The sequence below is a fragment of the Bacillus sp. FG16 genome, from assembly GCF_057809515.1.
Map to the genome: position 1 here is coordinate 21,602 of NZ_JBMDKC010000012.1, position 14,370 is coordinate 35,971.

At 34.6% G+C, this 14,370-nt stretch carries 13 protein-coding genes; 4 read left to right on the forward strand and 9 right to left on the reverse strand.

Going from position 1 to position 14,370, the window contains the following annotated elements; translation table 11 throughout:
• Positions 1-169: 169 nt before the first annotated feature.
• Positions 170-1,372 (reverse strand): L-lactate MFS transporter, encoded by a 1,203-nt coding sequence (locus tag ACODS7_RS06740; RefSeq protein WP_043936523.1) that lies wholly within the window; start codon positions 1,370-1,372, stop codon positions 170-172.
• A gap of 354 nt (positions 1,373-1,726) precedes the next feature.
• On the opposite strand from ACODS7_RS06740, the gene ACODS7_RS06745 reads away from it, so the two are divergent.
• Positions 1,727-1,912 (forward strand): YkvS family protein, encoded by a 186-nt coding sequence (locus ACODS7_RS06745; RefSeq protein WP_000646793.1) that lies wholly within the window; start codon positions 1,727-1,729, stop codon positions 1,910-1,912.
• A 58-nt stretch (positions 1,913-1,970) separates the two neighbouring features.
• Here the strand turns inward: ACODS7_RS06745 and ACODS7_RS06750 are convergent, their stop codons facing one another.
• Positions 1,971-2,270 carry an ArsR/SmtB family transcription factor gene (locus ACODS7_RS06750; protein ID WP_000214794.1) on the reverse strand — a complete coding sequence of 100 codons (300 nt, stop codon included), beginning with the start codon at positions 2,268-2,270 and terminating at the stop codon, positions 1,971-1,973.
• A 331-nt stretch (positions 2,271-2,601) separates the two neighbouring features.
• On the opposite strand from ACODS7_RS06750, the gene ACODS7_RS06755 reads away from it, so the two are divergent.
• Positions 2,602-2,775 (forward strand): hypothetical protein, encoded by a 174-nt coding sequence (locus ACODS7_RS06755; RefSeq protein WP_016081721.1) that lies wholly within the window; start codon positions 2,602-2,604, stop codon positions 2,773-2,775.
• 107 nt (positions 2,776-2,882) lie between these two features.
• Here ACODS7_RS06755 and ACODS7_RS06760 read toward each other — a convergent pair whose 3' ends face one another.
• From ACODS7_RS06760 to ACODS7_RS06775, 4 genes are all read right to left on the reverse strand, one after another.
• Positions 2,883-5,972 carry an AAA family ATPase gene (locus ACODS7_RS06760; RefSeq protein WP_243168108.1) on the reverse strand — a complete coding sequence of 1,030 codons (3,090 nt, stop codon included), beginning with the start codon at positions 5,970-5,972 and terminating at the stop codon, positions 2,883-2,885.
• Positions 5,969-7,126 (reverse strand): exonuclease SbcCD subunit D, encoded by a 1,158-nt coding sequence (locus tag ACODS7_RS06765; RefSeq protein WP_029442248.1) that lies wholly within the window; start codon positions 7,124-7,126, stop codon positions 5,969-5,971. Before ACODS7_RS06765 ends, ACODS7_RS06760 begins: the two co-directional genes overlap by 4 nt.
• A 15-nt stretch (positions 7,127-7,141) precedes the next feature.
• A complete protein-coding gene (locus tag ACODS7_RS06770) occupies positions 7,142-7,381 on the reverse strand; it encodes a DUF2584 family protein (protein ID WP_029442247.1) in 240 nt (79 codons plus the stop codon).
• Between the two features lie 184 nt (positions 7,382-7,565).
• Complete coding sequence (locus ACODS7_RS06775) at positions 7,566-7,823, reverse strand: hypothetical protein (RefSeq protein ID WP_001119409.1); 258 nt, start codon at positions 7,821-7,823, stop codon at positions 7,566-7,568.
• Positions 7,824-8,153: 330 nt separating this feature from the next.
• Here ACODS7_RS06775 and ACODS7_RS06780 point away from each other — a divergent pair, with 330 nt between their 5' ends.
• Both ACODS7_RS06780 and ACODS7_RS06785 read left to right on the forward strand, forming a co-directional pair.
• Positions 8,154-9,209 carry an enoyl-CoA hydratase/isomerase family protein gene (locus ACODS7_RS06780; protein ID WP_029442246.1) on the forward strand — a complete coding sequence of 352 codons (1,056 nt, stop codon included), beginning with the start codon at positions 8,154-8,156 and terminating at the stop codon, positions 9,207-9,209.
• Positions 9,210-9,461: 252 nt separating this feature from the next.
• A complete protein-coding gene (locus ACODS7_RS06785; RefSeq protein WP_000572348.1) occupies positions 9,462-10,094 on the forward strand; it encodes a LysE family translocator in 633 nt (210 codons plus the stop codon).
• Positions 10,095-10,164: 70 nt separating this feature from the next.
• Here ACODS7_RS06785 and ACODS7_RS06790 read toward each other — a convergent pair whose 3' ends face one another.
• Genes ACODS7_RS06790 through ACODS7_RS06800 form a run of 3 tightly spaced genes read right to left on the reverse strand, consistent with a single transcriptional unit; the run spans position 10,165 to position 14,264 of the window.
• On the reverse strand, positions 10,165-11,625 hold the full coding sequence (locus ACODS7_RS06790) for a CoA-acylating methylmalonate-semialdehyde dehydrogenase (protein ID WP_000633344.1): 1,461 nt from the start codon (positions 11,623-11,625) through the stop codon (positions 10,165-10,167).
• Positions 11,626-11,647: 22 nt separating this feature from the next.
• Positions 11,648-12,538: an NAD(P)-dependent oxidoreductase gene (locus ACODS7_RS06795; protein WP_016081726.1), complete on the reverse strand. Its 891-nt coding sequence runs from the start codon at positions 12,536-12,538 to the stop codon at positions 11,648-11,650.
• Between the two features lie 16 nt (positions 12,539-12,554).
• Positions 12,555-14,264: an acyl-CoA dehydrogenase FadE gene (locus tag ACODS7_RS06800; protein WP_029442245.1), complete on the reverse strand. Its 1,710-nt coding sequence runs from the start codon at positions 14,262-14,264 to the stop codon at positions 12,555-12,557.
• Between the last annotated feature and the right edge of the window lie 106 nt (positions 14,265-14,370).

The window sequence follows — 14,370 nt, forward strand, 5'->3', positions numbered from 1 at the left end:
CAATTTATTATATTCCAATATAATCCAAATGGGTGTTCCACTCACTTTTACATCTATAAAAATCCCAAAAGTAATTTAACCTTGTTAAAATAACTCATAAAAAAAAGCATCCTAATTAATAGAATAGGATGCTTTTTCGTAATCATAGTGTTATAGAAGATTTGTATACTTACGCTACGCTGCGATACTCTTCTTCGTGTTCTTTTTTCTGTTTAGGTGCTTGAATTAAAATTGCGATAATGAATGACACGACACATAATACACCGATCACCATGAACGTTGGTTTGAATCCACCTAGAAGTGCACCGATAAAGGAACCTGCAAGCGCCCCAAATCCAAATCCTTGATACACAATTCCGTAGTTCTTACTATGGTTTTTCATACCGAAGAAATCACCAACAATAGCTGGGAAAATAGTGATATTTCCACCAAAGCAAAACGCTACACTTGCTACACATACGAAGTATATACCGTAATTTAAATCTACAAAACTTAGAACTAAGACTGAACTCGCCATAACAACAAAAGTACCAGTAACGATTTTTAAACGCCCGATTTTATCCGATAACGGTCCTAAAATGATACGACCTAATGTATTAAAGATTGCAACCATAGCCACCGCATTAGCTGCTGTTGCTGCGCTAAGTCCTACAAGTTGAACACCAATGTCTTTTACCATACCAATTAAGTATAAGCCACTCATACATGATGTAAATAACATGATAAATAATAAGTATACTTGTTTTGTGCCTAACATTTCTTTCGTTGTGTATTCCTTAGTTTTTGTTTCATGAACTGCTCTTTGATCTGCAGCTTGATGAATTAAACAAGCACCAATTACAATCATAGCTGTAACAATTAAACCCCAGTATATAAATGCTTGCGATACACCAACTGATTCAATCAACTGTGCGTTAACGTATTTAAAGATTAAGCTACCTGAACCATATGCAGAGACAGAAATACCAGCAATTAGACCTTTACGCTCTGGAAACCACTTTATTAAATTTGATAGTGAAGTGATATATGCTGTACCATCTGCATAACCTACAACAACTCCTGCTAGTGCATAAAGCAATATTAATGAAGACGCTTGTGAACTAAGTATTAACCCTAGTCCTAATGCTAATCCAGCTATCATAATAAGTTTACGAAGTCCCCATTTTTCTTGCAATTTACTCGCAAATAAAGTTGAAAATGCTAAAGAAAGACTAGTAATTGAGAAAGTTATCGCAACAGCGTTAAGACTCCAACCGTATTTACTAACTAAAGGCTGATTGAATAAACTCCATGTATATATCGTTCCAAGCCCCATTTGTACTATAACTGTGCCAAGGACAACAAACCATGGATTAACAGTTGATTTTTTCATATCTTTCCGCCTCCTCTTTCTATTTCAATGCTATTCGCTAAAATTACTTTTTTTATGTTCATTTTGGTCACCTCTTTTGATTTAACACCTTCATTGTATAAGATGTTTCCGCTTATGTAAGCACTTACAAGATAGAGCGTCAAAAACATGGAATCAGTTACAAGAAACGAAGGATGAAATACAAAAAACTACTGATTAAATACAATAGAAAATTTTTTTATACTTCGATTCACCTTATTTTTCATAAAATCACAATTTTTTTCCCAATAAATAAAACTAAATATTCACTAATATATCTATCCGTGGTTTAATATATATAATAAAAAATATTTCTGTCTTTAATGAGGAGGTACTATGAAAGCAAACGTAGGGGATACTATACTTTTTCAACGAAACAATTTAAAGATTACAGGATCTGTATTAAAACTTTATACTGAATCGGTCTTAGTTGAAATTACAAATGTAAGCGGTGGTACTTTTGAATTTGATCGAACAATTGTAAATCATAAAAACTATAAAGTTTTAAATACAAATACATAAAACAACACAAAATAGCCCCTGCTCAACAGCAGGGGCTATTTTATATAAAAATATTTCACTAGTTTATATACCCTAAAACATTAACAATCTTACTCGCTTTTAAATTGTTAATATGATAATAAATTTCTAAACCTCTTCTCTCTGCTCGTAACACTTTACCCTTCATTTTTGATAAATGTTGTGAAACAGTAGATTGCGGGATGTTCAGTAACTCTGTTAATTGTGTTACATTACAAGTTTTTCTTGTACTTAATTCATTTACAATTTGCAGTCGGATTGGATGCGCCATAATTTTTAAAATATCTACATCTTCTTCTGAAACTAAAGTTTTTTTCATTTCACTTGTATATGTTGTCATAAGACATTCCCCTTTTATATGAATTCCATTTTTATAAGATCTATTTCCAAAATTTTTAAAACCCTCGATTAAAACTTTTATATAGAAATAAAAGGATTTTAAATTTTTGAAAACAGAACTTACATTCACTTTATTTATTTGGTACATATACATAATACAATGTTAATATGTGCTCTATGTGAAGTTCGCATAAATTTGTGATGAAGATTTATTTAGCCACTCGCATCCTACTCATCTAATTACCCACTGCATAAAATCATCAGTTATTTTAACACATTTTAGGCGTTTGTATATACTATTTATAAAACAACTTTTATAAAGGGGAATTCATATGCCTACAGCGTTACAAGAAGAAGTCGAAGAAGCACGGGAAACATATGTCAGTCGTATCATCTTAGTTGGAGGATCCGCTTTATTTTTAGTAGGCGGGGTTATCTCAGCAATTTCAGCCTTTAAAGCTTATAATCGTTTGGAGAATACGCCGCCTTCTACAGATAATTCATAGATATTTTATAAAATAAAACGTCGCCTCCAATATGAAGAGACGACGTTTTATGATTCATACATATGACACTAAAAGTATCAGTAGATTCCCTACTACATTTTCTAAGCTTACTTCACCACAAACCTAGTCTGACTACAACCATCCTTCTGCTTCGTTACTTCTAATACAGCTGGCATTGCGTTTTTCAGCTCTTGGACGTGTGAAATGACACCGATAAATCGACCTGATTTTTGTAAGTCAATTAAGGCATCTACTGCTTTCGTTAATGATTCTTCATCTAATGAACCGAACCCTTCATCGATGAACATCGTTTCGATAGAAATACCACCTTCATATGCTTGAATGACATCTGCCATTCCTAGCGCTAAGCAAAGTGATGCGTTAAATTTCTCTCCGCCGGATAATGTTTTTACATCGCGCGTTTGGCCAGTGTATGCATCGTACACATCTAAGCCTAATCCACTTTGACGGTTTCTTTTTTCAACTCGTTCACTTCGTTTTAAATAAAATTGTCCATTTGATAATTTACGTAGTCGTTCATTTGCGATTTGAACGATTTGTTCTAAATACTCAATTAAAATGTAACGTTCAAATGATATACGACTTTCGTTATCACCTTTCATTACTTCATATAAATCAACAAGTTCTTGGAAGGCTTTTTCTTCCTCGTGAATTTGTTCGTCAATACGTCTAATGTTTTCATGTAAATCAGAAATATATGTTACCGCATTTTGCGCACGTTGACGTTTTTCTTTAATTATATCGAGATTAATTTCTAGTTCTTTTATGTGTTCACCTAAAGATGTAATATCCATATACTCTTTATCTTTTAATTCTGAGTTTAGCTCTTCAATTTGTTTTGCAAGCACTTCAAGAGATGAATAATAACCTTGAATTTCTTTCTGTAACATCTCCATCTCGGCATCGCTTAATTTGGCTGCTTTATACGTGAATTGATCTGTAACTCCGCTTTGTTCTAGTTCTTTCATAAAGCGTGCGAAAGTCTCTTCTTTCTTCAATTTTGCACTTTCAAATTGATTAGAAGCACCTTTCTGTTCTGCTTGAATACGTATATTTTCATTTTGCCAATGCTGATACGCTTCCTGCACTTTCTTCCATTCATCCTCCATAAACTTGAGTTCGTGCATAGCTTGGTCAAACTGTGCTTTCCAAGCTTGTACTGTTTGTATGTTTTCTGGAATATTTCGTTTATCATGTTCATATGACGTACGAAGTTGCATGCACTCCATTTCTGTACGGTGCTGCATTGTTTCTACTTCCCGTTTTTGTTTCTGAAGTTCTTCTATTTTTTCTTCTACGCTTTTCATGTTCGCAGCAATCTGCTTACGTGTTTCTTCACTTGCTTTTAACGTATTAACGTCTGCTGCTAATTGTTTTCCTTTTTGAACAAGTGCACTATATGTTTCAACTAATTTTTCGGAGTTATAGCCACGCTTCACAACTTCTTCTATCACTTGTTCATATTGTAGTCGATAAAAATTCCATTTCTCCTCTACTTGCACATGTAATTTTTCAGCAATGTTCTTCTTATCTCTTAAATCGTTTAACTCTTTTTCATCGATCGCATTACTTTGCTCTGTAGCTTTTTGCGGATGATTCGTACTACCACATACTGGACAAGATTCACCGTCATGTAAATGAAGAGCTAATATACCAGCTTGTTCACTTAACCAGCGGCGCTCCATGTTTTCGTATGCGCGAACTGCCACTTGCATTTTATTATTTGCCGATTCTTTTTCTTGCTCGAATTTTTGTTTTTCTTGCCAAACATCATATGCTTGCTTTAAAACTTTTGCATCTTCTCGCATATTCGTTAGTTCTTCTACTTTAGCTACATATTGCTCAAGTGCTTGTTCTAATTGTTGCAATTCATCAGACATTCTCTGTTTTTGGCTTGTATGCTCTTCTAGTTGTTGATCCAACTTTTGCATACTTTCTTTTAATTTCCCTATTTGAATCTCGGCATTTTGTAAATTCAGCTTTCTCTCAGCTAATGATTCAATGATTGCTTGTAACTCTTCTAATCTTTGAACAAGTTTTTTAGCCTCTTCTCGTTCAGCTTCTTTATTCTTTACTACTTCATACTTCTCCTCAGCAAGTTCAAAGCTGTTCATTATCTGTTCTTGTTTGAAGATTATCTGTTTTAACAAACTTTCAGCTTTCTGCTCATTTTGCATCGCTTCTTCATACCATTGTTCAAATGGTAATAAGCGCTTTGCTTGTTCCGCACGTTTAAAGGATTTTTCTTTTCTTTCAATTGCTGCACGGTTCTCTTGTAAAGTGTTATATTTCTCATTCTTTTGTTGTAAATCTATAAATTTCTCATTTACAGATTTTGCTGCATGAAAACGTGTTTCTGCATCCTTTAATTGCTTCGTTTGAACATCTTGTTCTACTTGTAATTGCTCAACCTCTGCCTTATACACTGTTGTTTCTTGTTCTAACGCTTCTACTACTTGATGCGTATTTACATGTTCTTGTGCCGCTAATGTCTCTAATAATGCTCCATCACGGATTGGTAATTTAAAAACATTACGGAAATAGAGCTCTCTCTCTTTTTGTTTTTCTTGCAAGACGTCTTTCCATTGTTTTCTCTTTTGATCAAGTAACTCACGCATTAATTTATAACGATCCGTTTTAAAAATGCGACGTAAAATCTCTTCTTTGTTTTCTGTCTCAGATGTTAATAGTTTTCGGAATTCCCCTTGTGGTAACATAACAATTTGGCTAAATTGATGTTTACTTAACCCAATTAAATCCTCCACTTTTTTGTTTACGTCTGTTACATGAAAACGATCGACGGCTGGAACGTTTTCTCCATCAATCACTTCATATAATTCTACTGCATGTCCTGTAATGGTCTTATTCCCTTGTTTTTTATGTCCAAGTTGTCTTTTTATTTCATAGCGCTTCCCTTTTAACTGAAAGGTTAGTTCTACACTTGTATAAACATCATCATCAGCAAATTGACTTCGAAGCATGCTCGTATCACTACGTTCTTCTCCACTAGCCTCACCATATAACACATAACAAATCGCATCAAAAATCGTTGTTTTTCCAGCTCCCGTATTCCCAGAAATAGCGAAAATACGATGTTCTCCAAGATCTTCAAAATCGATTACTTCTTTCTGTTTATATGGCCCGAATGCTGTCATAATAAGCTGAATCGGTCTCATCCTCGTTCACCTTCCCGTTCTTGCACTGTTTGTAATACATCTATAAATAGGCGTTCTTTCTCTTCTGATAAATCTAACCCTTTCATTTCTTTATAGAAAGCCTTTAAAAGAGATAAATCATCCGTTTTATGTCTTGAAACAGTTACTTCATTTGTATCTGTGAGTTCTCGCCTTTGCATCGCTCTTTCAACGTGCATTGCATTTGGATATACAGATCGTATTTTCTCCATTGGCTGTAAGACAGGGTTTTCGTCTAATAATTTTACAAATACGTAATCTTCACTTACTGGGTGCTGTAATAATTCATCTATTTTCGCTTCTACTGTTCGCATTTTACGACGTGGTGAAAGTAACCTTTTTTCAATTGCTACTTCACCAGTTTCATTCAGTTCTACAATGTAATAACCTTTTTTATGTTTCTCTTCAGAAATTGAATAGGCAAGTGGTGAACCTGAATATCTAATGGTCTCATTACGTACGAAATGCGCTTGATGTAAATGTCCAAGCGCTGTGTAATGAAACTTATCAAAATAATGACTATTTACATATTCAGCACCACCAATTGAAAGTGGTCGTTCTGCATCACTTGTATTCTCCTCCGCTTCTCCTGAAGAAGTTACAAATGCATGTCCAACAAATACATGTCTAGCTTCTTTATCCATTGTTTCAGAGAGCTCATTCATAAAAATGCGCATCGCATCATCATGAGAACGTACGTCTTCATTTTTCAACACGTGTCTAACTATGCTTGGGTCTGCATACGGTATTAGATGGAAGTGAACCTCTCCATATTCATCATTTAGTACAACAGGTTCATACGGGAATTGAAATTGGCCTGCAATATGTAATCCCTGTTTTTTCATTAAACTACTTCCAAAATGGATACGATCCGGACTATCATGATTACCAGCTACTGCAATAACTGGTGTTTGTAAATCAATAACTATTTTTTGCAGCACATCATTTAATAAGTCTACTGCTTCTGTAGGTGGAATTGCTCGGTCATATAAATCCCCTGCAATAATTACAGCATCTGGTTTTTCTTCTTTAACAGCCTGTACAAACTGATCTAATACAATCTTTTGGTCTTCAGTCATATACACGCCATGAACAAGCTTACCTAAATGCCAATCCGCTGTATGAAATAACTTCATATTTTTCTACTCCTTTTAATTTACTGATTTTAGTGAAACGAGTTGATAGTTTATTGTAGTTTTTCCGTTCTCCCACTCTAGCTTCAATATCGTTGCACTTCCAATTCTTTCTTCATTTGATTTATATAAAGGCAATATTTCTTGAATTGTAAATAAGTGATAACCATCCAATATTAATTTAAATATATTTTCTTCAATATGTAATCTTACTTCTTTTTCATTTGAAATAATTTTTGTGTGCATCTCAAATTTCATGATAGATACAACCCCTTTTTATAATCTCTACATTTTAATAGTATAGTGGCTATGCAAGATTGACAAGTACATACACAGCAAAGTACATACTTTTCTATTGTTATATGTTTTATGTATTTTATATAAAATACGGTATGTGAAATTTTATATTTTTCCCAAAATAAAAATGCCTATTATGACATCTTTATTTTTGTATAAAGTCTTTCATTACATAATATAAAACGGTAATTAAAACGATTGCGACGAAAAATGAGAACACTGCGACAATGTACCCATCTTTATTTAATAAAATACAGAATGAAATAGATATTATAAAAATCGGAAATACGAGACGTACTTTATCCTTCACTTCTTCTGTCGTATCTGTATGATGAAAATACTGCGTTATCCCTATCATTAAAGAAGACAAAATAATAACCGACAATAGTAAAGGTCCTGGCATTCCGATTTCTCCTTTCTCTATTTCTAATTCAGTGTAAAATTTTTTATTACAATTGTACGATTCATTTTTTCTTCAAACACTCTTTTTAGAATTGATAATGAACAATTCACACCTATATAATAGCGCTTTTATCATTATAACTTCAAATAATTACACTTACAGTAATGTTGTAATATTCCCCCTCAGTCTCTGAAATCCTGCAAAGATAACTCGTCAAAATACGCGGTGACCAAATTAATATTTACCGTCAACTTTTGACGAAATTTATAAAGGACATTTCAGTACATATCAAGAATTAAGAATAAGAAGATATGTAAGGGAGGATGCATTATGACTGAACACGTTTTATTTTCTGTTAGTGAAAACGGCGTTGCAACAATTACTTTAAACCGTCCAAAAGCACTTAATTCTTTATCTTATGACATGTTACAACCTATCGGACAAAAACTTAAAGAGTGGGAACGCGATGAGCGTATTGCACTTATCGTGTTAAAAGGAGCTGGCACAAAAGGTTTTTGTGCAGGTGGCGACATTAAAACTCTTTATGAAGCGCGTTCCAATGAAGTGGCATTGCAACATGCAGAAAGTTTTTTTGAAGAAGAGTATGAAATTGATACATATATTTATCAATATACAAAACCGATTATTGCTTGTTTAGATGGAATTGTAATGGGCGGTGGTGTCGGTCTTACAAATGGTGCGAAGTATCGCATTGTAACTGAACGTACGAAATGGGCAATGCCAGAGATGAATATCGGCTTCTTCCCAGATGTCGGAGCTGCATATTTCTTAAATAAAGCACCTGGATATACAGGACGCTTCGTTGCTTTAACAGCATCTATTTTAAAAGCTTCTGACGTATTATTTATTAATGCTGCTGATTACTTTATGACATCTGATTCATTACAAGAGTTTCTTACTGAACTTGAAAGTGTAAATTGGCATAAAGAAGATGATGTACATACTAATTTAAAAGAAGTTATTCGTACATTCGCAACTGCTCCAAACTTAGAAAGCGAGCTGACTCCTTCATTAGAAGTAATCAATTCACATTTTGCTTTCGATACAATTGAAGAAATCATCCATTCATTGGAGAAAGATGAAAGCTCCTTTGCTCTAAAAACGAAAGAAACACTGTTATCAAAATCCCCTATTTCACTAAAAGTAACATTAAAACAGTTTATTGATGGACAAGATAAATCCGTTGAAGAATGTTTCGCTACGGACCTTATACTTGCTAAAAACTTCATGAGACATGAAGATTTCTTCGAAGGAGTACGCTCCGTTGTCGTTGATAAAGATCAAAATCCGAATTATAAATATAAACAGTTAAGTGACGTTTCAGAAGAAGATGTGAATCGTTTCTTTAATTTACTTAATGCATAAAATGAAACTGTAACGAGTGGGTGGTTTGTTCATCCCCCACCTAATTTCTTTGCTCCAGCTAAATCTTGTGCGGTGGAAATCTTACTACTCGCAAATAGCGGGATAAAATCGAGGCTATATAGTAGTGAAATTACAGCTACTATATAGCCTTTTTTATTTAATAATTTTTAATAAAATTTAATTTTATTAAATCCATTTTTGTGCTACACTGATTTTAATCAAATATTCTAAAAATAAAAAGGAGGGGCGGCTATGATAGAAAATTATCTTCTTTTCATCATTATGTCTATTTGCCTTATCATTTTACCTGGTCCAGATACAGCAATGGCTACGAAAAACACATTGGTTGCTGGTAAAATCGGTGGAGTGAAAACAGTGTTTGGTACATGTATTGCACTATTAATTCATACTTTAGCTGCTGTAATTGGTCTTTCTGCACTTATTGTAAAGTCAGCTCTTTTATTTTCTATTTTCAAGTACGTTGGGGCTCTCTATTTAATATATATCGGTATTAAAGCCCTTTTAGCAGTAAGAAACAAAGAAAACTTAGATACAAATGATCTATCTTTGAATAATGAAAACGAACATACTTCTTGCTTTCGCCAAGGATTTCTTACAAATTTATTAAATCCTAAAGTTGCAGTCTTCTTTTTAACTTTTTTACCGCAATTTTTAAATCCAAATCATAATACATTTATTCAACTTCTTGTAATGGGCCTTACTTACCTCGTTTTAACAGTCATTTGGTTTGCATTTTATATATTTTTAATTGATAAAATTAGTGCTTTTATGAAAAAACCAAAGACGCAACGTTATATTCAAGGGCTAACAGGAGTCGTCCTAATTGGATTTGGTATTAAACTAGCTTTTGAAAAAAATAATTAACAAGATGAAAACCACCACTATTAATAGTGGTGGTTTTCATTTAATAGCTGATTTGGCTGTTTACTCTATATTAAAACCAGCGCTCAGTTACAACTTTTTTACGTGTATAGAATTGAACGCCATCTGTACCATTTGTACCTAAATCACCAAAGAATGAAGCTTTATTTCCTGCAAATGCGAAGAATGCCATTGGTGCTGGAACGTTTACGTTTACACCAATCATACCAGCATCGATGTTATCACGGAATGTTTGTGCATGTTTACCATTTGACGTATAAATAACCGCACCATTTGCAAATTTAGATTGATTTGTTAGTTTAATACCTTCTTCTAAATCTTTAACACGTACAATGCTTAATACTGGAGCAAAAATTTCATCTTGCCAAATTTTCATTTCTTGATTCACGCCATCAAAGATTGTCGCACCTACAAAGTAACCTTCTCCAACTTCTTCATTAATTTTACGGCCATCTACTAATAAAGTTGCCCCATCTGCTACACCGCTATTAATATAGCCTAAAACGCGCTCTTTATGAGATTCACGGATTAATGGTCCAACATAGTTATCTTCGTTAAAGCCATCGCCTACTTTTAATTTTTTCGTTTCTGCTACTAATACATCAATGAATTCATCAGCAATCTCATCCACTACTGCTACTACTGAGCATGCCATGCAGCGCTCTCCACTACTTGCAAATGCAGATCCAATTACACCTTGTACTGTTTTCTCAAGATTGCAATCTGGCATTACAATCGCATGGTTTTTCGCACCTGCTAACGCTTGTACACGTTTTCCGTGTTTCGTACCTGTTTCATATACGTAACGAGCTACCGGCTCAGAGCCAACGAACGAAACAGCTTGAATATCTTTATTTTCTAAAATGCTATTTACAACATCTTTTCCGCCTTGTACTAAATTTAATACGCCTTTTGGGAAACCTGCTTCATAGAATAATTCTACAAGTCGCTCCGCTAAAAGTGGCGTTCTTTCCGATGTTTTTAATACGAATGTATTACCGCAAGCAATTGCAAGTGGGAACATCCATAACGGAATCATCATCGGGAAGTTAAACGGCGTAATACCAGCAACAACTCCGATTGGGTAGCGCCAAATCGATCCATCAATTCCGCTAGCAATATTCGGCAGCGCTTGACCCATCATTAAATTTGGCGTAGATGTTGCAAGTTCTACCGCTTCAATACCACGCTGTACTTCACCTGTTGCATCCGTTAGCGTCTTACCATTTTCTAGCGTAATGATTTTTGCAAGCTCATCTTTATTTTCTTGTAATAGCTGCAAATATTTATATAAATTTCTTGAACGATTCGGAACTGGTACTTTAGACCATGTTTCGAATGCTGCTTTTGCCGCTTCAACAGCTTTTTCAACATCTTCTTTTGGAGATAGTGGAACGTAAGCGATAATTTTTCCAGTCGCTGGATTTGGAACTGCTTCTACTTCCGTACCTGTCGATTCAACCCACTCACCGTTAATGTGATTTTTTACTCGTTTAATTTCAGTTGTAATCATTATATTCTCTCCTTTGTATAATTTATTTTTGATTAGAAATTAATTGCTCGCTAACTTTCTTATATAAAGCTGCCATATCGTTTTCACCATATCCAGCTTGACTCGCTTCGTCATATACGTTTAATAACATTTCGCTTACCGGTAAATGGAGTTCGCTTTCCTTAGCTAAGTCAACTGCAAACCCTAAATCTTTCTTCAATAAGTTCACAGTAAATCCTGGCTCGTAGTTTTCAGGTGCTATAAAACTTTTAAAATTACGTTCATAGATTCTGCTTTGACCATAACTTACATTTAAAATATCAAACATTTTATCTAAATCCATATTGTTCTTTTTCGCTAATGTTAAAGCTTCACTCACACCAGCTGTATAAAAACCAATTAATAAGTTATTAATTAACTTAACAGTTGTACCACTATCAATCTGCTCACTAACGTGGAAAATATTCGCGCCTAGTACGCCCATGATAGATTCCGTTTTCTCATATACCTCTTTTGATCCACCAACCATAAACGTTAATGTACGATTTTCGGCTCCAATTACACCGCCGCTCACAGGTGCTGCTAAAAAGTTTACTTTCTTTTCCTTTGCAGCTTCCTCTAATTGTTTGTTTAACTGCGGCGATACCGTACTTGTATCAATGAAAACTACATTCGAGTGACCATTTTCAAATAATCCTTCTGCTCCAAAATATACCGCTTCAACAGCGCGAGGTGAAGGTAAACTTGTAAAAACTACATCACATGTTTCTGCTAGTTTTGAGATTGATAGACCGATAATTCCGCCTTCTTTTTCAAAGGACGCTTCTGCCTCTTTATTTAAGTCCACGCCATATACTGTGTAACCTGATTTAACTAGATTTTTTGACATCGGAAGACCCATGTTACCTAAACCGATAAAACCAATCTTTTTCATATCGCTTTCCTCCTATTTACACAATATATTTCCCGCGATTTATAATAGCTTTCGCAATTTCTCTCTTCTTCGTAAATACGTTCGTGTATAAAGGTACTAATAATTGACGGATTTCAGCTAAAATCACATGTCTATCTTGTTCTTCTGTGACAGCCGCCGAAAGTACAGAAATCGCTGCTTCTTCTACTTTACGGTATCCTTCTTCACAAATAACATCCGTTATGAGTTGCTTCGTACGTTCTTTTTCCTCACCATTTTTACTTACCGCTTTTCTCGTACGTAAAAACGCTGATTCCATGACGTACACGTCCGTCAACATATTTGAAATTACACGTGAATATTCTTGTTCTTGGTCGATTTTTAGACCTGGAGTTTTAGAGAGCGTTTTCAAAGATTGTTTCAACAATTTTTTCGCTAATAAAATATAACGATGGTTTCTTTCGACATTTGCTACATCACTTTCTACTTCAGTATCTTCTAATTGTTCGATTTGCTTCATTAACATTTTGGCAACTGTTAATCTATTAATTTCATTCGTTCCTTCAAAAATACGACTAATTCTAGCATCACGATATAATCGTTCTACCTCATACTCTTGCATATAACCGTAACCACCATGAATTTGTACAGCTTCATCTACGATATAAGCAAGTGTTTCAGAAGCGTTCACTTTATTCAGTGCACATTCAATTGCAAATTGGGACATTTTCTTCATAAGATCTTCATCGCTCTCATGAATTGCTTCATCGATTACACCTGCTGTACGATAAGCTGCACTTTCTGCTCCATATGTAGCAATGATCATATTTGCAATTTTCTCTTGAATCATCGTAAAATCTACTAATTCCGTTTGGAACTGTTTTCGCTCTTTTCCATATTGTACCGACAAACCAATTGCTTGTTTTGCCGTTCCAATATTTCCAAAAGCAAGTTTAAGTCTAGCAAAGTTAAGAATATTAAGAGCTACGTGATGCCCTTTCCCAACTTCCCCTAAAACATTTTCAGCAGGGATGACAACATCTTCTAAAATTAGGGTAGCCGTTGAAGAACCTTTAATCCCCATTTTCTTTTCTTCTAATCCAATAGATACACCTTCACATGTTCTTTCGACAATAAACGCTGTCATTCCTTTATTTGTCTTCGCAAAAACAACGTATACATCTGCCATATGAGCATTTGTAATCCATTGCTTCTCACCATTTAACTTCCAAGCTGTACCATCTTCATTCAATACTGCGCTCGTTTTTGCACTTAATGCATCCGAGCCAGCATTTGGCTCAGTTAAAGCATAAGCCCCAATCCATTCTCCAGACGCAATTTTCGGCAAATATTTTTCTTTCTGTTCTTTCGTTCCGTAATATATGTAAGGCAATGTACCAACACCAGCGTGTATATTAAAGGAAACGCTAAATGCCCCAGCGTAACCCATTTTCTCTGCTACAAGACCTGAGACAGCCTTTCCTAACTCGAATCCGCCATAATCTTCTGGTACCTCAATACCTAATAATCCAAGTTCCCCAGCTTTCTCAAATAATTGACGAGAAACTTTATAGTTATGTTTTTCTATATTGTCCATTTGTGGAACAATTTCTTGTTTAACGAATTGTTCTGTCGTTTTTGCGATTAAATCTTCATCACCTGAAAAATCTTCTGGCGTAAAGAAAGCATGATTCACATCTTTATTAAGTGAAAAAAATTCATCCCACGGTAACTTCGTTTTCTCCATCTGAATCCCCCTATCATTTCGGCCTTACTTGCTACTATGTATGCTCGTCTACGATGAGTGGAATTTCTTATTTTTGAAAACAGAAGGCGATGAATTTTCACATCAA

Bases quoted from the DNA above. Each gene is read 5' to 3' on its own strand.
- ACODS7_RS06790 (WP_000633344.1), bottom strand. From the start codon at position 11,625: ATGATTACAACTGAAATTAAACGAGTAAAAAATCACATTAACGGTGAG.
- ACODS7_RS06780 (WP_029442246.1), top strand. From the start codon at position 8,154: ATGACTGAACACGTTTTATTTTCTGTTAGTGAAAACGGCGTTGCAACA.
- ACODS7_RS06775 (WP_001119409.1), bottom strand. From the start codon at position 7,823: ATGCCAGGACCTTTACTATTGTCGGTTATTATTTTGTCTTCTTTAATG.
- ACODS7_RS06785 (WP_000572348.1), top strand. From the start codon at position 9,462: ATGATAGAAAATTATCTTCTTTTCATCATTATGTCTATTTGCCTTATC.
- ACODS7_RS06755 (WP_016081721.1), top strand. From the start codon at position 2,602: ATGCCTACAGCGTTACAAGAAGAAGTCGAAGAAGCACGGGAAACATAT.
- ACODS7_RS06745 (WP_000646793.1), top strand. From the start codon at position 1,727: ATGAAAGCAAACGTAGGGGATACTATACTTTTTCAACGAAACAATTTA.
- ACODS7_RS06750 (WP_000214794.1), bottom strand. From the start codon at position 2,270: ATGACAACATATACAAGTGAAATGAAAAAAACTTTAGTTTCAGAAGAA.
- ACODS7_RS06800 (WP_029442245.1), bottom strand. From the start codon at position 14,264: ATGGAGAAAACGAAGTTACCGTGGGATGAATTTTTTTCACTTAATAAA.
- ACODS7_RS06740 (WP_043936523.1), bottom strand. From the start codon at position 1,372: ATGAAAAAATCAACTGTTAATCCATGGTTTGTTGTCCTTGGCACAGTT.
- ACODS7_RS06770 (WP_029442247.1), bottom strand. From the start codon at position 7,381: ATGAAATTTGAGATGCACACAAAAATTATTTCAAATGAAAAAGAAGTA.
- ACODS7_RS06760 (WP_243168108.1), bottom strand. From the start codon at position 5,972: ATGAGACCGATTCAGCTTATTATGACAGCATTCGGGCCATATAAACAG.
- ACODS7_RS06765 (WP_029442248.1), bottom strand. From the start codon at position 7,126: ATGAAGTTATTTCATACAGCGGATTGGCATTTAGGTAAGCTTGTTCAT.
- ACODS7_RS06795 (WP_016081726.1), bottom strand. From the start codon at position 12,538: ATGAAAAAGATTGGTTTTATCGGTTTAGGTAACATGGGTCTTCCGATG.